23 protein-coding genes are annotated in these 18,730 nt (G+C 43.9%); 14 read left to right on the forward strand and 9 right to left on the reverse strand.

Features of this window, described 5'->3' with window-relative positions:
• The first annotated feature begins 77 nt into the window (after positions 1–77).
• A complete protein-coding gene (locus tag MHH79_RS05360; protein WP_015483023.1) occupies positions 78–845 on the forward strand; it encodes an enoyl-CoA hydratase in 768 nt (255 codons plus the stop codon).
• Between the two features lie 20 nt (positions 846–865).
• Here the strand turns inward: MHH79_RS05360 and MHH79_RS05365 are convergent, their stop codons facing one another.
• On the reverse strand, positions 866–1,051 hold the full coding sequence (locus MHH79_RS05365) for a YhzD family protein (RefSeq protein WP_003233264.1): 186 nt from the start codon (positions 1,049–1,051) through the stop codon (positions 866–868).
• A gap of 126 nt (positions 1,052–1,177) precedes the next feature.
• Between MHH79_RS05365 and MHH79_RS05370 the strand changes: the two genes are divergently transcribed.
• The 6 genes from MHH79_RS05370 (at position 1,178) to yhaL (ending at position 8,910) form a co-directional block, all read left to right on the forward strand.
• Positions 1,178–2,074, forward strand: coding sequence for an ABC transporter ATP-binding protein (locus MHH79_RS05370; protein ID WP_003233262.1), 897 nt, complete (start codon positions 1,178–1,180; stop codon positions 2,072–2,074).
• Positions 2,067–3,326: an ABC transporter permease gene (locus MHH79_RS05375; RefSeq protein ID WP_015383237.1), complete on the forward strand. Its 1,260-nt coding sequence runs from the start codon at positions 2,067–2,069 to the stop codon at positions 3,324–3,326. The genes MHH79_RS05370 and MHH79_RS05375 overlap by 8 nt, the downstream gene beginning before the upstream one ends.
• A gap of 106 nt (positions 3,327–3,432) precedes the next feature.
• On the forward strand, positions 3,433–4,659 hold the full coding sequence (locus MHH79_RS05380; protein WP_340035024.1) for a DNA repair exonuclease: 1,227 nt from the start codon (positions 3,433–3,435) through the stop codon (positions 4,657–4,659).
• Between the two features lie 4 nt (positions 4,660–4,663).
• Positions 4,664–7,555 (forward strand): DNA repair/recombination ATPase SbcE, encoded by a 2,892-nt coding sequence (gene sbcE / locus MHH79_RS05385; RefSeq protein WP_251218196.1) that lies wholly within the window; start codon positions 4,664–4,666, stop codon positions 7,553–7,555.
• A gap of 73 nt (positions 7,556–7,628) precedes the next feature.
• The gene (gene yhaM, locus MHH79_RS05390; RefSeq protein ID WP_003245698.1) at positions 7,629–8,573 is read left to right on the forward strand and encodes a 3'-5' exoribonuclease YhaM; all 945 of its coding nucleotides are present in this window, start codon (positions 7,629–7,631) and stop codon (positions 8,571–8,573) included.
• A 124-nt stretch (positions 8,574–8,697) separates the two neighbouring features.
• The gene (yhaL, locus tag MHH79_RS05395) at positions 8,698–8,910 is read left to right on the forward strand and encodes a sporulation protein YhaL (RefSeq protein WP_003233252.1); all 213 of its coding nucleotides are present in this window, start codon (positions 8,698–8,700) and stop codon (positions 8,908–8,910) included.
• 40 nt (positions 8,911–8,950) lie between these two features.
• Here the strand turns inward: yhaL and prsA are convergent, their stop codons facing one another.
• Positions 8,951–9,829 (reverse strand): peptidylprolyl isomerase PrsA, encoded by an 879-nt coding sequence (prsA, locus tag MHH79_RS05400; RefSeq protein WP_015383240.1) that lies wholly within the window; start codon positions 9,827–9,829, stop codon positions 8,951–8,953.
• Positions 9,830–9,988: 159 nt separating this feature from the next.
• On the opposite strand from prsA, the gene yhzE1 reads away from it, so the two are divergent.
• Together yhzE1 and yhzE2 are read left to right on the forward strand one after the other, a co-directional pair.
• Complete coding sequence (gene yhzE1, locus MHH79_RS05405) at positions 9,989–10,075, forward strand: sporulation protein YhzE1 (RefSeq protein WP_003327753.1); 87 nt, start codon at positions 9,989–9,991, stop codon at positions 10,073–10,075.
• 124 nt (positions 10,076–10,199) lie between these two features.
• Positions 10,200–10,286 carry a sporulation protein YhzE2 gene (gene yhzE2, locus MHH79_RS05410; protein WP_003155248.1) on the forward strand — a complete coding sequence of 29 codons (87 nt, stop codon included), beginning with the start codon at positions 10,200–10,202 and terminating at the stop codon, positions 10,284–10,286.
• 52 nt (positions 10,287–10,338) lie between these two features.
• On the opposite strand, the gene MHH79_RS05415 is transcribed toward yhzE2, so the two are convergent.
• Together MHH79_RS05415 and MHH79_RS05420 are read right to left on the reverse strand one after the other, a co-directional pair.
• Positions 10,339–10,521 carry a hypothetical protein gene (locus tag MHH79_RS05415; protein ID WP_024571667.1) on the reverse strand — a complete coding sequence of 61 codons (183 nt, stop codon included), beginning with the start codon at positions 10,519–10,521 and terminating at the stop codon, positions 10,339–10,341.
• Positions 10,522–10,628: 107 nt separating this feature from the next.
• Entirely contained in the window at positions 10,629–11,147 is a 519-nt protein-coding gene (locus MHH79_RS05420) for a DUF3267 domain-containing protein (RefSeq protein ID WP_015483028.1), read from the reverse strand.
• A gap of 207 nt (positions 11,148–11,354) precedes the next feature.
• Here MHH79_RS05420 and MHH79_RS05425 point away from each other — a divergent pair, with 207 nt between their 5' ends.
• Positions 11,355–11,696 (forward strand): YhaI family protein, encoded by a 342-nt coding sequence (locus tag MHH79_RS05425; RefSeq protein WP_009966921.1) that lies wholly within the window; start codon positions 11,355–11,357, stop codon positions 11,694–11,696.
• Here MHH79_RS05425 and MHH79_RS05430 read toward each other — a convergent pair.
• Positions 11,693–12,304, reverse strand: coding sequence for an HTH-type transcriptional regulator Hpr (locus tag MHH79_RS05430; protein ID WP_003239501.1), 612 nt, complete (start codon positions 12,302–12,304; stop codon positions 11,693–11,695). The two genes, MHH79_RS05425 and MHH79_RS05430, sit on opposite strands and share 4 nt — an antisense overlap.
• 177 nt (positions 12,305–12,481) lie before the next feature.
• Positions 12,482–12,838, reverse strand: coding sequence for a YtxH domain-containing protein (locus MHH79_RS05435; RefSeq protein ID WP_003245875.1), 357 nt, complete (start codon positions 12,836–12,838; stop codon positions 12,482–12,484).
• A gap of 129 nt (positions 12,839–12,967) precedes the next feature.
• Here MHH79_RS05435 and MHH79_RS05440 point away from each other — a divergent pair, with 129 nt between their 5' ends.
• Entirely contained in the window at positions 12,968–13,159 is a 192-nt protein-coding gene (locus MHH79_RS05440) for a hypothetical protein (protein WP_014476318.1), read from the forward strand.
• Between the two features lie 73 nt (positions 13,160–13,232).
• Here the strand turns inward: MHH79_RS05440 and trpP are convergent, their stop codons facing one another.
• The 3 genes from trpP to MHH79_RS05455 all read right to left on the reverse strand — a co-directional run bounded on the left by trpP (position 13,233) and on the right by MHH79_RS05455 (position 15,539).
• Positions 13,233–13,751, reverse strand: coding sequence for a tryptophan transporter TrpP (gene trpP, locus MHH79_RS05445; RefSeq protein ID WP_340035025.1), 519 nt, complete (start codon positions 13,749–13,751; stop codon positions 13,233–13,235).
• Between the two features lie 124 nt (positions 13,752–13,875).
• Positions 13,876–14,955: a 3-phosphoserine/phosphohydroxythreonine transaminase gene (gene serC / locus MHH79_RS05450; protein WP_340035026.1), complete on the reverse strand. Its 1,080-nt coding sequence runs from the start codon at positions 14,953–14,955 to the stop codon at positions 13,876–13,878.
• A 146-nt stretch (positions 14,956–15,101) separates the two neighbouring features.
• Positions 15,102–15,539: an HIT family protein gene (locus MHH79_RS05455; protein ID WP_003233231.1), complete on the reverse strand. Its 438-nt coding sequence runs from the start codon at positions 15,537–15,539 to the stop codon at positions 15,102–15,104.
• A gap of 487 nt (positions 15,540–16,026) precedes the next feature.
• Here MHH79_RS05455 and ecsA point away from each other — a divergent pair, with 487 nt between their 5' ends.
• Genes ecsA through MHH79_RS05470 form a run of 3 tightly spaced genes read left to right on the forward strand, consistent with a single transcriptional unit; the run spans position 16,027 to position 18,719 of the window.
• Entirely contained in the window at positions 16,027–16,770 is a 744-nt protein-coding gene (gene ecsA, locus MHH79_RS05460) for an ABC transporter ATP-binding protein EcsA (protein WP_003233230.1), read from the forward strand.
• Positions 16,763–17,989 carry an ABC transporter permease EcsB gene (gene ecsB / locus MHH79_RS05465; RefSeq protein WP_017695369.1) on the forward strand — a complete coding sequence of 409 codons (1,227 nt, stop codon included), beginning with the start codon at positions 16,763–16,765 and terminating at the stop codon, positions 17,987–17,989. Before ecsA ends, ecsB begins: the two co-directional genes overlap by 8 nt.
• 19 nt (positions 17,990–18,008) lie before the next feature.
• Positions 18,009–18,719 (forward strand): EcsC family protein, encoded by a 711-nt coding sequence (locus MHH79_RS05470; RefSeq protein WP_047182363.1) that lies wholly within the window; start codon positions 18,009–18,011, stop codon positions 18,717–18,719.
• Positions 18,720–18,730: the final 11 nt, after the last annotated feature.

The following is an 18,730-nucleotide window of genomic DNA, read 5'->3' on the forward strand; positions in this document are numbered from 1 at the left end:
TAAAAAGGTTTATTTGAGGATGGCGGGGAATGTATAGGAGAAAGAAAAAAGCAAGCGCATACATGGAGGTGCTTCATATGGAGTTTGTTCAATATGCATGTAATGGGGCCGTTGCAGAGATTATCCTGAATCGGCCTGATGCCCATCACGCCCTGAATGAACAGATGCTGTCTGAATTGAAGGAGGCAGTCGAAATGGCGGCTGCAAGCGAGGCGCTCATCGTTCTCCTGAGAGGAAGCGGGAAAGGCTTTTCGGCCGGCGGTGATATCAGGATGATGACATCAGAGCATGACTCTGATCAATTTAAACGGCTGATGGATACGATTGAGGCTGTCACCCTGAATTTATATCAGATGAAGAAAGTGACAATTGCAGCCATTCATGGCGCTGCTGCGGGACTAGGCCTGAGTTTGGCGCTTTGTGCGGACATTGTGCTCGCTGAAAAAAACGCCGTCCTCGCGATGAATTTTATCGGCATTGGGCTTGTTCCGGACGGCGGAGGACATTATTTGCTGAAGAAAAGAATCGGTGAAGCAAAAGCGAAAAAACTGATTTGGAGCGGAAAAAAACTATCTGCCTCGGAAGCTGACGATATGGGGCTTCTTGATGGGACATTTGCCGGAGACCCTGCCGAAGGCGCAAGACCCATTATCGAAACCCTGTTGGCCTCCCCTCTTTTGGCGATGATCGAAACGAAAGCTATTTTTCAAAGCCTCCAAATTGAAGAACTGAAAAAAGTGCTATTCCTTGAGCGCAGCGCCCAAGAGAGAATGAGAAGGACCAAGGATCACCAAGAAGGAATCCGTGCCTTTTTAGAAAAACGGGAGCCGAAGTTTCAAGCGTAACAGATCAGCCGGAAAGCTGATCATCTGTGAAACAAAATCAGCTTTCCGGCTGCATTGACTAAACGATGAGTATGACTATGAAGCTCTTTTTCTTTTAAGAGGGCTTCACCATGCGTTTTTGCCGCTTCTTCATGTTCTGCCTCGAATTGCTCGTTTACCAGCGTGTTCCCCGAAGGATCAAATACGGTAAGGAAATAATCAGCCATCAGGTTTCTCCCCCATTTTAAGGTTTATCAGTCTTTCTTCATTTATATTCTAAATAGGAAATCAAAATCCTTTATTATGCTTTATCCAAAATTAGTATATAATGGGTCAGGGAAGGAGGAGATTCAGTGCTTACAATTGATCACGTAACGAAGACATTTGGAGATTATAAAGCCGTTGACGGATTGGACTTAGATATTCCGGAACAGCAAATGTTTGGTCTATTAGGCGCAAACGGAGCGGGAAAAACAACGACGTTTCGCATGATCCTAGGATTATTAAGCATTACGGAGGGCTCAATCAGCTGGAAGGGCCGTCCTGTGAATTATCATATCAGCAACAAAATCGGTTATCTGCCGGAAGAACGGGGCCTTTATCCGAAAATGAAGGTAAGGGATCAGCTCGTCTATCTTGCCAGATTAAAAGGGATGGAGAAGCGGGAGGCTGTAAAAGAGCTCGGGACATGGCTTGAACGCTTCAATATCACAGATTACGAGAATAAGAAGGTGGAAGAGCTTTCAAAAGGGAATCAGCAGAAAATCCAATTCATTTCGGCAGTTTTGCATAAGCCGGAGCTCCTGATTCTAGATGAACCATTCAGCGGCTTGGACCCTGTCAATGTTGAGCTGTTAAAAGAGGCTGTGATCTCGCTGAAAAACAGCGGTGTTTCTATTTTATTTTCAAGCCATCGGATGGAACATGTGGAGGAGCTTTGTGAGAACCTTTGCATATTGCAGAAAGGAAAACCGGTTGTACAAGGCAAGCTGAAGGAGATCAAGCGTTCTTTCGGTAAAAAGAATGTTACCATTCACTCCGATGACGATTTGCGCTTTTTGCAGTCTCATGAAGGCATTCTTCAATGGAAGGAAACGGCTGACGGCGTCAAGCTGCAGATTGCCAATGAAGACATTTCTCAAGAGATTTTTGCGATGCTCCAAGGAAAAGGGTTTATCAGAAAGTTTGAGCTTGAAGAGCCGTCACTGCATGATATTTTTATAGAAAAGGTGGGGGCCGTCTATGAATAAATTTTGGATCATGCTTTCTCATACATACAAAAATAAGATTATGGCAAAATCCTTTATTATTTCGACTGTCATCACGGTGCTGCTTGTTTTAGTTGTAACGAATCTGGAGTCGATCATTTCTTTGTTTCAAGGTGACGATGCGAAAGAAAAAATTGCCGTTGTTGATGAAACAAACGAATTATATCCGGTTTTTTCAAAGCAGCTGAAAGCGGTGGATACAGATGGCGATCTTGATGTGAAGCTGTCGAAGCAATCGGAGGATGAGGTCACAAAGCAAGTCAAAGATGAATCACTCGATGGCATGCTCATCATCAAACGAGATGAAAAAGGGACCATTTCAGGAACATATAAAGCGTTAACGATTTCTGATGAAAGCACGTATCAAACGCTGCAGCAGGCGCTGACGCAAACCAAAACAGCTGTCGGAACAGCGGAGCTCGGCGTGTCGCAGGAAACGATCAGCAGCCTTTATGCGCCCGTTACTGTGGGGCAGAAGGCGCTGAAAGAAGGGGCAAAGTCTGAGGAAGAGCTTGGCCAGACGGTAGGGCTTGTTTACATTATGCTGTTCGTCATTTATTTTTCGGTGATTATGTATGCCAGCATGATAGCGATGGAGGTCGCAACCGAAAAATCTTCGCGAGTTATGGAAATCCTGATCTCAAGTATGCCGCCGATCCAGCAAATGTTTGCAAAGCTGCTTGGTATCGGGCTTGTCGGGATCACACAGCTTGCTATTATTATAGGAGCCGGCTCTCTGTCGCTTAAGCTGAACGAAAAGAGCGAAACGGCTTCATCTGTCGGCGGATTCCTTAATTTGACCGATGTATCTGCAACCACTGTCATCTATGCTGTCATTTTCTTTTTGCTCGGATACTTTTTGTACGCGACACTTGCCGCGTTTCTCGGCAGTGTCGTCAGCAGAATAGAGGACGTGCAGCAAACGATCACGCCGATGACGCTTTTGGTTGTCGCCGGTTTTATGATCGCGATGTTCGGTTTGAATGCGCCTGACGCAGGATTTATCACGGTAACTTCGTTTATTCCGTTCTTTACGCCAATGATTATGTTCCTGCGCGTCGGCATGCTTGATATTCCGTTCTGGCAGGCGGCTGTCGGAATCGGAATCACACTGCTCACCATTGTCATACTGGCCGTTATCGGCGCCAGAATTTATAAAGGCGGTGTATTAATTTACGGCAATTCAAGCGCGTTCAAAGCGATCAAACAAGCGCTACGTTTAGCGAAAAACTGATTGGAAAACAGCCTGGGGATTCTCAGGCTGTTTCTTTATTGACAGAACGTGCATTCGCAAGAATTCGGTGCTAAAATAAGGGTACTTCATCCTGGAAAGGAGCAGAATGTTGACTGATCTAACCTTTATTCATGCGGCAGATCATCATCTTGACAGCCCGTTTTACGGGATATCGCATCTGCCGGAGCCGATTTTTGCCCGGATTAAAGAAAGCACGTTTGCAAGCGTGAGACATATGATAGACGCCGCAGTGAGAGAACACGTTGATTTCATTTTGCTGGCGGGAGATCTGTTTGATGAAGCCAATCGAAGCTTAAAGGCTCAGCTCTTTTTGAAAAAACAGTTTGAAAGACTCAGAGAGTGCGGGATTTCGGTATACGTCATCTTTGGGAATCACGATCATCTTGGCGGGGAGTGGACGCCGATTGAATGGCCTGAGAATGTCCATATTTTTTCGTCCGCTGTTCCAGAAGAAAAATCGTTTTTTAAAGAAGGCAGGCGCATAGCAAGCATTTACGGCTTCAGCTATCAAGCCAGAGCAGTGACGGAAAACCAAGCTGCCCGCTATCGGAGATCAACTGACGCACCGTTTCATATCGGCATGCTCCACGGCACGCTGTCTGGATCTGAAGGACACGATCCGTATTGCCCGTTTACACATGACGACCTCGTGAAAAGCGGGATGGATTATTGGGCGCTTGGCCATATACATAAACGCCAAGTTCTATCTGCCGAGCACCCGGCAGTCATTTACCCGGGAAACACGCAAGCACGCCATATGAAGGAGACGGGAGATAAAGGCTATTATCTCGTTCGTGTGACTAACGGAGATATTTCTTATGAATTTCAGAGAGCGCATGATGTCCTGTGGGAAAAAGCGGCAGTTGATGTGACGGGGGCAAAGAATATGACCGCCCTCTTCCAAATGGTGGAGAACACGTTTTCGAAGCTGCGGAAAAAGGGGAGCCCTGTTTGTGTAAGGCTTGTTTTACAAGGGACGGCGCCGGAATGGCTGCTGGAGGCGCCAAAAGGCACCTTGGATGAGTTTCTTGAAGCTCTTCAGGAACAAGAAGCGGAAGAGGAACATTTCGTTTGGCCTCTTGGATTGGACGATGAGACAGAAAACGAAGCAAACCTAACAAACCTTGATCCTTTTTTTGGCGGTTTATTTGCGGACATTGACCGCGGCGATCTGTCAGACGTGCTGGAAGGGCTTGAGCGCCATCCTGTGTACAGAAGGCACGTGGACCGGTTTAGCCAAGAGGAAGTAAAGGAAATAAAAGAGCAGGCACAGATTTTATTGAAAAGGCAGCTTAAGGTGCTTGATACATGAGGCGGTGACAGCTTTGCGAATTATATCTTTACATATCTACCAATACGGAAAATTTTCTAATCGGACCTTTCGCTTTTCCGCCTCTCCTGTCCAAGTCATCTACGGATTAAATGAGGCAGGAAAAACGACGATGATGTCATTTATTGAAAGCATGCTGTTCGGTTTTCCGAAAACGAAAAAATATGAACCGAAAACAGGCGGTGTCTACGGTGGTGTTCTTGAAGCTGAACATCCTGAGTATGGGGTGCTGAAGATCGAACGGACGAAAGGGAAAGCCGAAAAACTAAGCGTGTACACAGAAAAGGGCGAAGTAAAGCAGGGAGATGTTATAAAGCAGCTGTTCCAGGGCACAGACAGGTCGTTGTACAAAGCCATATATTCGTTCGACGTATTCGGGCTGCAGGAAGTTCACGCCTTTAATCGGGACAAGATAGGGGAATTTTTGCTCTTTTCCAGCTTGTTTGGTGCTGAAGCCGTATCAAAGCTTGATACAAGGCTGACGAAGGAAAGCGAAAGGCTCTATAAACCAAATGGGCGAAACCCTCAATTGAATCAGGAGCTGGAAACGCTTAAGCAGCTGGCAGTGAAGCTAAAACAGGCTGAAGCAGAGGAAGCGGGCTATCATCAGCTTCTCGAGGAAAAACGAACGCTTGAAGCCCGCCTTGCAGCCGCGGAAATCGAATTGAAAGAGACGGCAGGACATATCCGAATGATTGAGGGGGCGATTGAGCGAAAGCCGCTGCTAAATGAAAAAGCGACACTCGAACAGGTAATTGCAGAATGTCAGGAACATGCAGGACAATTTCCTGCTGACGGACTGCATCAGCTGGAAAAATATGAATCCCATCTTCACCCGAAATCAGCACAGCTTGAGGCGCTTCGGGTGAAGATGGCGGAGTTGGACAAACAGAGGCAAAAGCTTATCCCCGATAAAGAACTATTGGCGAAAGAAACGCTGATACAAGAGCTTTCGGCAGCGTTTCATATGTACCAATCCTGGGGAGAACAGCTGGCAGCCATTCAGGCACAGCTGCGCCAGGCGTCTGCGCAGACAGCGGCAGGGCTGGAACAGCTCAATAAAACGGATGAAAATGAGCTCCTGAATATGAACACCTCATATGATTATGAATGGCAGCTTCAGCAAGCGGTGCAGCAATATGTACAGGCAAGAGACAGAAAACGGCAGCTTGACGAGACGTTTGAACTTGCCCGGCATGAGCTGGAAGACGCGGAAAAGGCCGTTCGTGCCGCTTCGTCCGCGATTCTTGAAAACAGCCAAAGAAAAGATAAAGAAGCAGCTCTTAGAGCATATGATGAAACACAGGGGCAGCACCAAGAGCAAACGAAGCTCAGAGAACAGCTAACGTTTTTTGAAAGACAGCAGGCTAAACAGAAAAAGACTGTCATTGCAGCTGGTATGTTGTTCTTCGTTCTCTTTTCTCTGCTGCAGCAATGGATTCCCGCCATAAGTTTCGGCGCTGCACTTATTGTGTATTGGCTTGTATCAGGAAAACCGTCTTCTCGAAACAGCCGAGAGACAAGACAGTCCATGACGGATATTTCACCAGCAGAAGCTGAAATGCTTAGAGAAGCGTTATGGGAGGATGACCGCAATAAGCAGCACCTTCTCACACAGCGTGCAGCGCTCCAGCAAAAGGAGGCGGCGTATGAAAGGGTCATCCAGCAGTTTGAACAGTGGGAAGCCGAAATGGCGCCGTCCTTTACACAGATTGAGCGTTTTATGAATGAGCTCGGATTTAAGGAAGATCCATCATTTTTGCTTGATGCATACAGCTTAATGAAGGATGTTAAAAAAGAAGTGAAGAAAAAGCATGAGCTGACCATTGAAGCAGGCAGGCTGAAAAAGCACCGGAGAACATTCGAAGAACGCGTCAGTATGCTTCTTCCCGTGAATCAGAGTCAGGATATCTCCATTTCGGACGCCCTTCACACATTGCGGAAAAGCATTGAACGTGCAAAAGAAATTGAGAAGCAAAAAAAGGAAATTGAAACAGATATTCATTATACAAAGGAACAGATGCTTGAACTTGAGCAAGAAATACAGTATTTCCACGCACAGATTGAACAGTTATTTGCCGCGGCTGCTGCAAAAGACAGAGATGCGTTTTTTTCCATAGCCGACATCAGCAGGCAATTGAAGGATACGGAGAACAAGCTTTATCACGTAAACGCACAGCTTCAAGGCGGGTACCCGGAGGAACTTGAACTGGCGGATTCCAATACGCTTTCTGAATTGAAAGATAAGCAATTTGTTGAGAATGAAAGAAAAGAGCGGCTGACTGAGGAGATCGAGCAGCTCCGCAGCCAAATCGCACTGCTCTCAGTCAAACAGGAACAATTAGAGGCTTCGGGATTGGTCTCAGACCTCAAGCTTCAAACCGAAATGCAAAAAGAACGTGTAAAAGAAACGGCTAAAAAATGGGCCTCGATACAAATGATCAAACAGGTGATCAAAAACAAATTGGAGCGGCATAAAAAAATCGAGCTTCCGCGCCTTCTGGAGACGGCAGGAGAATTCTTCCGCCCTCTGACTGACGGAAACTACCAAACCATTTATTTTTCCGAAACGGATGATTCGATCATGGTTATGCATGGCGATGGAACTGTCTATCATGCGGAAGAGCTGTCACAAGGGACATGTGAACAGCTGTATACAGCGATCCGATTTGCTTTGGCTGTTACGCGCCAGGATGGGTCAATGCTTCCGTTCCAGCTTGACGACAGTTTTGTTCATTTTGATCAGGAAAGGCTGAAACGTGTATTACATGTTCTGTATGATTTATCCGAAGGCGGTAGGCAGATTTTGTATTTTACATGCCATGAGCACGTAAAAGATGCATTTCATAGCAGCCAAATCATCCATTTGGTGTCATAAAAGAGGTTCTATAGCTGAAAATCGGTATGTGATATACTGGTATTATGTAAGATACGGAGGGAGCTTTAATAGAATGGCTAAAGGGATTATGCTACATGAGGTTGGCGAACAGGTGGACCAGTATCTATTGATTAAATCCTCGACGAAAGGGATTGCAAGCAATGGAAAACCGTTTCTGACGCTGATGCTGCAAGACCAGTCAGGCGATATTGAAGCGAAGCTGTGGGATGCCAAGCAAAGTGATGAAGTGACCTATGCGCCGCAGACGATTGTCAAGGTCGTCGGCGATGTTCATCATTACCGCGGACGCACCCAGCTGAAGCTAAGAAATATCAGACCGGTAAGCGAGCAAGAAAACGTCAATATTGATGATTTTTTAGAAACCGCGCCGATTCCGAAAAATGAAATGATGGATACCATCACTCAATATATATTTGAAATGAAAAATCCGAATATCCAGCGAATCACAAGGTTCTTGGTTAAAAAACACGAAGCTGAGTTTATGGATTATCCGGCGGCTACGAAAAACCACCATGAGTTTGTCTCAGGTTTGGCGTATCATGTTGTCTCTATGCTGAACCTGGCGAAAGCAATAGCAGATTTATATCCGTCTCTTGATCGTGATCTGCTTTACGCCGGTGTCATCCTGCATGATCTTGGAAAAGTGAAGGAGCTGTCCGGCCCTGTTTCCACTTCGTACACGGTTGAAGGCAATTTGCTCGGCCATATTTCCATCATGGTGACAGAGCTTTCAAAAGCGGCTGAGGAGCTTCAAATCGATTCTGAAGAGGTGTTAATTCTTCAGCATTTGATTTTGAGTCACCACGGCAAAGCAGAATGGGGCAGCCCGAAACCGCCGATGGTGAAAGAAGCGGAAATTCTTCACTATATAGACAATCTGGATGCAAAAATGAATATGATGGACAGAGCGCTTGAGCGCGTGAAGCCGGGCGAGTATACTGAACGCGTATTTGCACTGGAAAACCGTTCCTTTTATAAACCGACATTTCATAAATAACTTAAAAAGGACTGATGCTGACATATTCAGCTCAGTCCTTTTTGATGCGTCTTTCCCGCACATAACTCGTCTCATTCCCGCATATGGTTAAGAATAAAGAATCTATGCAAAGGGGGAGGAGCCCGTGTTATTTTTTCCATGGTGGGTGTATCTTTGTATTGTAGGCATCATTTTCAGCGCATATAAACTTGTGGCGGCAGCCAAAGAGGAAGAAAAAGTAGACCAGGCTTTTATTGAAAAAGAAGGGCAGATTTATATGGAGAGGATGGAAAAGGAGCGAGAACGCCGCAGTTCTCAGCAGCATGAAGAAGAAAATCAAAACCATTCCATCGCATAAAAAAAGCTGTGCGGCTCATTGAGCCTGCACAGCTTTTTTATTATTTAGAACTGCTTGAAGGTGAAGAAGTGCTGTTGCTTGTTGAAGATGTATTAAATGTGTCTTTCAGATCTTTATCTTTTACTTCGATGTCAGCTTTCTTCATGACTTTTTGAACAGCTTCCTGAACAGCTGCGTTGTCATTTAATTTTTGTTCAAGCACTTCAGATTTCAGTTCTTTTTTCATATCATCGTATTTGCCGCGTTCTTCTGTCTTTTTAATGATATGGTAGCCGTATTGCGTTTTGACAGGGTCACTGACTTCACCTGTTTTTAATTTGAATGCAGCTTTGCTGAATGTTTCGTCCATTTGGCCTTCTTTTGCAAACCAGCCTAGATCTCCGCCTTGTGAAGCAGAGCTGTCTGTTGAGTATTCTTTCGCAAGATCTTCAAACTTCTCGCCTTTTTTCAGCTTTTTCTCTACTTCTTCAGCTGTCTTTTTATCAGCAACAAGGATGTGGCTTGCACGGATTTTGCCTTTTAAGCCTTCCCAGTACTCTTTGATATCGGCGTCTGTTACTTTGATGTTATCTTTAGCCGCTTTTTGTGTCAGCAATTCATATTTTACTTGTTCTTTCAGGTAATCCTTGCCATATTGCTTTTCGAGGGCAGTATATTGATCGCCAAGCTGCGTTTTGTATTCTTTCAGCTTGTTGTCAATTTCTTTATCCGAAACTTTATACTTCTTGTCCAATACTTTTTCTTGCACTAGCTGTGTCAGTACGCTTGCGCCAGCTGTTTTCTTCATGTTTGTGTAAAGCTCGCCTTTTGTGACATCGCCTGCGTCTGTTTTTGCGATGACTTCTTTGTCGCCGCTGCTGCAAGCACTGAGAGCGAGGATGCTTGTAGCAGTAATAGCTGCTATTGCGATTTTCTTCATTGGTTTCAAACACTCCTAATCATTCCAAATTAAATTACCTATGCGTATCATAACATATTGTGGCTTTCTGTAAAAAGATTTTAAATAAAGGGCATTCGTCTAGTCAAACTTTTGCTGATGACATACTTATATATTGATCAAGAAAAGGAGGTATGTAACATGAGCGGAGGATACTCTAACGGATTCGCGTTGCTCGTAGTACTGTTCATTTTGCTTATCATCGTAGGTGCAGCTTACATCTACTAAGCAGCCCGAGGATCGCTTGCAACATAAGCGATCCTTTATTTTCACTAGCGCCTAATCGTTTCAAACATGAATTGCATAACATGTAATTGGTAAATAAAGCTTATTACAGGAGGTGCTTTTTAAGATGGGTGAAGTATTTGCAGGCGGATTCGCTTTATTGGTTGTGTTATTTATTTTATTGATTATCATCGGCGCTTCTTGGCTGTACTAATCAACATAAAAAAGCATAGCTGCTTAATCAGCAGCTATGCTTTCTTTCGTATTTACACTGTAAAGGAGATCTCCACAAACGAAGAGATCAGTAAAATTAATATAGATACATTAATAAATCGGAATACCTTATCTTGCCGCTCTTCAGGAATCTCTCTGACAAGGCATAATGTATTGGTGAGCCTGTTTATGAAATATAAAATAAACACGGCAGCCACGATAAAATAGAATAAAATGATGGGAGATTCCCCCTCTCTCTGAACTGTCCCATATTACATTACCAAATATTTATTAAAAAAGATAGAATGCAAATTGAAAAATCGCCACCAGCACCAGGGGTTGACTACTTTTCAACAAGAATATCCAAGCCGTCTGCTTCCTGATCAATAAAAGCGGTTTTCGGTGCTTTTATCAGCTTGAGAGCCAGCAGGAAATCAGGCAGACAGTAGCCGGCGTGAATGCCCGAGATCATGCAGAAATAATGAGCATGATTCGGAAATGCCAGTGCTGCGTAAAACAATACCGGTGTAATCAGCAAGAACGGGCTGACCAGTGAAATGAGCATTGTTGTTTTTGGTATACGTTTCCATGTGCGCGTGCGCAATATGTAAAACTTTTTTTCTATTTTTCTTTTTTTGCAGATGATTGGCAGGACATGGATGACTTTATGTACAAATAAAATAACGACGAGCAAACCGCCGAATAAAGATACATATTCATCGCTTAAGCTTGTGCCAGGCCGCAGCAGCTCAAAAGCTAAAAAGGTAGATATAAAAACCAAAATCATAAAACATACAGCAGTTAATATTATGCGAACGGCGCCATAATCCTTCATGAGATTTATGGTCTTCCAGCAATTCATCAAAGTCATCCTTCCATACATCTTGAATAGAATCTCAAAATAATTTACTCCTCCCAAGAGAAAAAATCAATGCTTTTTTAAGAAAAAATATCATCCGGCAGGTATTTTTTTGAAACAAGCAAACAAACTGCGAAATATGGGGTTAGAACTTTCTTCTCAGTGAATTATCAGCTAAAATAAGATTAAAGATAGAAAGAAGTGGTGTGGATGGATTCGATGGATCATCGCATTGAGCGATTAGAATATTACATACAATTATTAGTGAAAACAGTAGATATGGACAGGTACCCCTTCTATGCGCTTCTCATTGACAAAGGGCTGAGCAAGGAAGAAGGGGAAGCGGTTATGAGGATATGCGATGAATTGTCGGAAGAGCTGGCAACACAAAAAGCGCAAGGATTTGTAACCTTTGATAAGCTCCTTGCGCTTTTTGCCGGACAGCTGAATGAAAAATTAGATGTTCATGAAACGATTTTTGCCCTGTATGAGCAGGGGCTTTATCAAGAGCTGATGGAAGTCTTTATCGACATCATGAAGCATTTTGATTAACTGTTTACAGGTTCGAGCTCTTCAGCCGGTTCATCCGCCGCACTGTCCTTTGCTTTTTTCTTCAGTTTTCCGTTTACGCTTTCAAAGTCATTGTCAATATTGGTGAGTGACGTTTCGAAAATTTCCATAAAATCATCGCCGTAGATATGGCGTATCATACACATCATTTCTGCCACTTCAGGAAATTTTCCGAATAAATGATACAAAGGCTGTGACCCTTTAAAAACAGCGTTGCGTGTCGGATCAAATTCCTCAAGCAAGCTCCAGAATACCTCGGTACCTTCCTCAGTCAATTGGACATATGTGTTCCGTTTATCATTCAGCCGTTTGGAGAACCTTAAATATCCCCGTTCTTCCAGCTTTTTTGAAAAGTTGAATGCGGTTGATACGTGCATGACCCCGAATTTCGCGATTTCAGAAATGGAAGCTCCATTCAATTGATACGCAATCCATAAAATATGATGCTCATTAATATTCAGGTCATACGGTTTGAGCCATTGCTGCCAATCCTTCTCGATCGATTTCCAAAGAGCCTTGCTAAGCTGAGCCATTTTCTGGGTGAAGACTAGAGCTTCTTTCACATCATAGGGCGGTTCCACTCGATTCATTACGTCACCTGCTTCTCTTTTTCTTTTTCTCTATTATGCCAATAAAATAAAGATTAATAAAGATGAAAATGTAAGAATTTTTTAATAAATTCACAAACCATTGCGGCGGAAGGGTTTTTCGGCCAAAAAAAATACGGGTCCAATTTTGGCCCGCATTTTTTTCTTTTGAATAGGATATTAGTTTTGTAAGGTTTTCTCCAGCTGTCTGATTTTCTCTTCGATATCGGCAATTTCTTTTTGCAAATCCTGCTGGTGAGGCTTGATCTCTTCCTGCCATTTTTTAATTGACGTTTGGAGCTCGCCGCCCACGTCTTTAATAACATCCGTGCTTTCTTTTGCCGCTTTGATCAGCTGGTCTTTTAATGCAAGCCCGTCTGACTTTAAGCGTTTGATTGTTTCTTCAAAAGAATCATAATTGGTTTTCATTTTTTCACGCAGCTGCTTTCCTGAGGAAGGTGCAGTAAGAAGAACCGCTGCTCCTCCGATGATGCCGCCTACGAATAGTCCTGTTAATAGAGAACGTCCGCTCGCCATTACAATCACCCCGTCTTTTTCTTCAAAATAGGATTCATTCAGCATTTTTCATTTTTGTTGAAAGCCTGAACTTCTATACATAGCTTGCTTTATTTTAGCATATTTTTTAAGTGAAAAGGAGGGAGAAGGTTGTCTGTCTTTTTAATTGTGTTATCCTGCATCACCCTTGCCTTCGCTTCAGGCGCTGTTTACTATATCAGACTTCTCAGCCAGGCTGCTTCTTATCCGCCCAAGAAAGTCATCCGGCAGAAAGCGCTTGTTTGTTCAACCGGAACCGCCTTTACACTATGTCTTATCTTTTTCACAAAACTCCTCGCTTAAAACATGCTGACATGCTGCGAGCGCTCTGTTCAAAAAAACCTCTCCCGGAAGCGGAAGAGGTTTTGTGTGACAATTATTTAGCAGCTTCCATAAAGCTTGAACGTCTTAAAATGGTTTGCACAATCGGATAAATAATGATCATTGAGATTGTATTCAGCACAGCGGCCGGCAGAACAACAGCCGCGAACAATGCGGCGAAACCGCCCGGCAAACCGACGATCAATAAAGCTGACGATAGAAACACAATTCCTGATAAGATGGTCCCGATCACTGTCAGCGCAGAGGCTGCACCTGTTTTCCGGCTCTTTCTGAACAAGAGAAACAGGGAGAAGAACAGAAACGCTGATACGGGTTTATCAATGATGTTAGGGATCTGTCCGGCTGGAAACGCGGTTGTAAGCGCGGAAATGATTCCGGTCACGATCCCGATGACGAGTACATTTTGCACCCGCGGGAACAGCAGAATGCCCATGAACATCATGATCAGCATCATATCTGGTTTCATGCCGCCTAAAAAGGGCGGAATAATGGAATGAAGCGCTGCGCCGATTGCGGCAAACAGAGCCATAATGACTAACTCTTTTGTTTTCATAACTATGCTCTCCTCTGCTAAGCTTTTTGCCCTCCAATAATATGCTCATCATTTATTGCGAAGGCTTTACAGAATGTGTTATGCAAACAGTATACCAAACGGACGGTTTACATAGCCAGACTTTTTACTCATTTTCCTGCTGGAATTTCTTCATGAACGCAGCTAATTTTTCACAGTCTTCGAGAGAGACCGCGTTATAAATAGAAGCGCGGCAGCCTCCCACCGAACGGTGTCCGCCAAGGCCGATCATCTTCGCATCTTTTGCTTTCTGAACGAATGTATTCGTTAATTCGTCATCCCGAAGCGTGAAGGTGACATTCATGTGTGAGCGGCTGTCCTTTCTGGCATGTCCTTTATAGAAGCCGTTGCTTTCATCAATACAGCTGTAGAGAACCTGCGCTTTTTGTTCATTGCGCTGTTCAACAGCTTCCACACCGCCGTTTTCCTTGAGCCATTCCAGAACAAGGCTCAGCATATAAATCGCAAATGTCGGCGGAGTGTTGTAGAGTGAATCCGCTTTGACATGCGTGGAATATTTCAGGATTTTTGGGACGTTCGCATTTTCATTTTTCAGCCAGTTTTTTTTCATGATGACTACAGTCACGCCGGAAGGGCCGAGGTTCTTTTGGGCGCCTCCGTAGATCACATCAAATTTAGACACATCGATTTTTCTGCTTAAAATATCGCTGGACATGTCGGCTACGAGCGGAATTGGAGAATTCGGAAACTCCTGCCACTGAGTGCCGAAAATTGTATTGTTGGATGTGATATGTAAATATGCGCCGTCTTTTACATTCGTAAGGTCAACCTCTGGAATATAGCTGTAATTGTCTGTTTCACTAGTAGCGATGATAGACGTGTTCCCGAACAGTTTCGTTTCTGCCAGTGCTTTTTCAGACCAAGCGCCTGTCATGACAAAATGTGCGGTTTTTTCAGGTGTTAAAAAGTTCATCGGAAGCATTGAGAATTGAAGGCTTGCCCCGCCTTGAAGAAACAAGATATCGTAATCTTCCGGAATGCCCATCAGTTCAATTAAGAGGCTTTTCGCTTTTTGGTGCACCGCTTCATACTCTTTGCTGCGGTGGGAAAGCTCCATAACAGACATGCCGGATTCGTTAAAATCAATAAATTCTTTCTGTGCTTTTTGCAGAACTTCCAGTGGCAGCGCTGCAGGACCTGCGTTAAAATTCGTTGTACGTTCCATTATGATCTCTCCCTGTTTTCCACGTTAATGTATAAAATAATACAATTATCCTATCACAAAAATTCAGTTTTTTGATAAAAAATTAGAATTATCAAAAGAAATTGACGGATGTTTGCGAAATGTTCACAAAATAAAATAACCTCATCTTATGATGAGGCCAGGCGTTTTGCGATAGAGGAAGAGATGTTCTGCAGATCCTCCGGTTTATAATCATCAGCATGCGTTTTCCAAACCGCTCCGAAACCATCTCCTTTTCCGTAGCGAGGGATAATATGCATATGGTAGTGGAACACAGATTGTCCAGCTTTTTCGCCGTTATTGTTCAGCGTATTTAAGCCGATCGGTTCAAATTCATCCCGGATAGCGCGGGCGATTTTCGGAACAGCATGGAAATATTGTTTTGCTAATTCATCTGTAAATTCATATACATTCTCAATATGTGTTTTCGGAATGACAAGCGTATGGCCTTTTGTCACTTGGCTGATATCAAGAAAGGCAAGTACATGTTCATCTTCATACACCTTTGCGGATGGAATGTCGCCGGCGATAATTTTACAAAAGATACAATTCTCTGCACAATGCATGAGGGTTCCTCCTTATGAAATTGTTTAGTATGTATACACTCATCGTACCACAGAAATGCAGAAAATAGAAAACAGGATGAACGGCGAGCGTTCACCCTGAATGCAGAGGAAGAGCTTATATGAAGAAAATGTGTTATGCCTTTGGTAAGCACCTCATTTGTCAATAAAATGAAGACTTGTTTAATGCCTAACGATTCCTGCGATAAACACCTCATTTGACAATTTGCTTCATACATGAAGAATTCATCAATTCAGTGAAGAGAAATGGTTTGAGCATTGGACATGTTTATTTTCTATCCAACTGTTTCTAAGACGTCTTTGACAAACACCTCATTTTTCAGTTGATATGCTTTTCCTCTACAACTATTAAGATGTCCAGAACCCTGTCTCTTTATGACAGCAAATTCATCATTTGTTAAAAGGGAATTGTTTCAAATCAGGCCTTGTTTTTGGTACTATGAAGAAAAACACTATAAGGGGAGAAACTATGTCTCTGCTATCGGTAAAAGACTTGACCGGCGGATATACAAGGAATCCGGTTTTAAAAAACGTATCATTCACCCTTGAACCGAATCAAATTGTCGGCTTAATCGGGCTGAATGGTGCTGGTAAAAGTACAACAATCAGACACATCATCGGGCTGATGGACCCGCATAAAGGTTCAATCGAATTAAACGGTAAAACGTTTGCTGAGGATCCGGAAGGCTACCGTTCACAATTTACCTATATACCTGAAACACCTGTTTTATACGAAGAATTGACGCTGATGGAGCATCTTGAACTAACAGCCATGGCATATGGACTGTCAAAAGAAACGATGGAGAAAAGGCTGCCTCCGCTTTTAAAGGAATTCCGAATGGAAAAGAGGCTGAAGTGGTTCCCGGCCCATTTTTCTAAAGGAATGAAGCAGAAGGTTATGATTATGTGCGCATTTTTGGCAGAGCCTGCGCTCTACATTATTGATGAGCCTTTTCTAGGGCTTGATCCGCTTGCCATTAACGCGCTGCTTGAACGGATGAATGAAGCGAAAAAAGGCGGGGCGAGCGTGCTGATGTCAACACACATTTTGGCAACGGCAGAACGCTATTGCGATTCGTTTATTATTTTACATAACGGCGAGGTGCGGGCGCGCGGCACGCTGTCAGAGCTCAGAGAGCAGTTTGGAATGAAGGACGCGGCGCTGGACGATTTGTATCTTGAGCTTACAAAGGAAGACGCTGGCCATGAATAATATGCTTGATATTTGGCAGTCGCGGCTGCAGGAGCATATCAAAGAAACAAGAACATACATGAAATATATGCTCAACGATCACCTCGTCATTGTTTTGATTTTTTTTCTAGCGGGCGCTGCAAGCTGGTACAGCAAATGGATACGGGACATTCCCGCTCACTTTCCGTCCTTTTGGGTGATGGCTGTGCTGTTTTCGCTCGTGTTGACAAGCTCTTATGTGCGAACGCTTTTGAAGGAGGCTGACCTTGTTTTCTTATTGCCACTTGAAGCAAAAATGGAGCCTTACTTGAAGCAGGCGTTTGTCTACAGCTATGTGTCTCAGCTGTTTCCGCTTATTGCGCTGAGCATCGTTGCGATGCCGCTTTATTTCGCAGTCACACCGGGGGCTTCGCTCGTATCGTATGCCGCGGTCTTTGTCCAACTGTTGCTGCTGAAAGCGTGGAATCAGGTAATGGAATGGCGCACGACTTTCCAAAACGACCGCAGCATGAAACGGATGGACGTCATCATTCGCTTTGCGGCGAATACACTCGTTCTTTATTTTGTTTTCCAATCTGTTTATATGTATGCGCTTCTCGTCTATGTCATTATGGCTGTTCTTTATCTGTATATGTCTTCCGCAGCAAAACGGAAAACATTTAAATGGGAAAGCCATATTGAGTCCGAATTGAGACGAAAGCAGCGTTTCTATCGGATTGCCAACCTGTTTACTGATGTGCCGCATTTACGAAAGCAAGCCAAACGCAGAGCTTATCTCGACTTTTTGCTGCGGCTTGTGCCGTTTGAACAGCGCAAAACATTTGCCTATATGTTCACCCGCGCCTTTTTGCGTTCGAGTGATTATTTGGGCATTCTTGTCAGATTAACGATCGTTTTCGCGCTGATCATTATGTATGTCTCAGCTAGCCCACTGATTGCAGCGGTTTTGACAGTGTTTGCCATTTTCATTACGGGCATTCAGCTTCTGCCGCTCTTCGGCCACTTTGACCATCTGGCGCTTCAAGAGCTGTACCCTGTGAAAAAAGAAACAAAGCTGAAAAGCTATTTCTCTCTATTAAAAACTGCACTTAGTATTCAAGCGCTGCTGATGTCTGTTGCATCTGCCTATGCAGCCGGCTTGACCGGTTTTCTGTACGCGCTGATCGGTTCTGCCGTTCTGATTTTTGTTGTTTTGCCTGCTTATATGACAACCAGGCTGAAAAAGCACGGAAAGCTGTGAACTGAAAAGAGGTAATCAAATGACAGATAATCAGCTGCTGATGCAGGAAGCTTTGCAATGGAAAATGCATTTTTTGCGAAAGGGTTCCATGTTTGAACGCTTTTCGAAGCGTGTGCAGACGAAGGTGAATGAACGGATTCCTGAAAAAATCCATACGGTCGTCACCGAGAGTGTGAAAAAAATGGTAGAAGCGACAATGGCCGGCTCCAATATCATCACTTATAAAAAGGATACAAGCGCACTGTCGCTCAGTGAAAAAAACGAATTGGCGAAAAAAACGATTGTTTCTTATCAGAAAGTGGCAGCTGCTGAGGGAGTCGGCACCGGAGCGGGCGGCATTTTTTTAGGCATTGCTGATTTTCCGCTGCTGCTTTCAATTAAGATGAAGTGTTTATTTACCTTGTCTTCCATTTACGGCTTTGATGTCAAGGATGCACAAGAAAGGATGTTTTTGCTGCTCGTATTTCAGCTTGCATTTTCGAGTGACGATGGCCGTAAATCGCTTTTTTCTGTCATCGAAAATTGGGAGACGGAGAAAAAGAGCATCGACTGGAGAGTGTTCCAGCAGGAATATCGCGATTATATCGACGTCGTGAAGCTTTTTCAGCTTTTGCCGGGCGTAGGAGCGGCAGTCGGCGGAATTGCCAATTATAAGCTGCTTGCTCAGCTTGGAGAAACGGCAAGACATGTTTTTCATCTGAGGATATTAAAGGAAACAGCCGGAGAATAAACACTCCGGCT

The sequence above is a fragment of the Bacillus sp. FSL K6-0993 genome, assembly GCF_037977205.1.
GTDB lineage: Bacteria > Bacillota > Bacilli > Bacillales > Bacillaceae > Bacillus > Bacillus subtilis.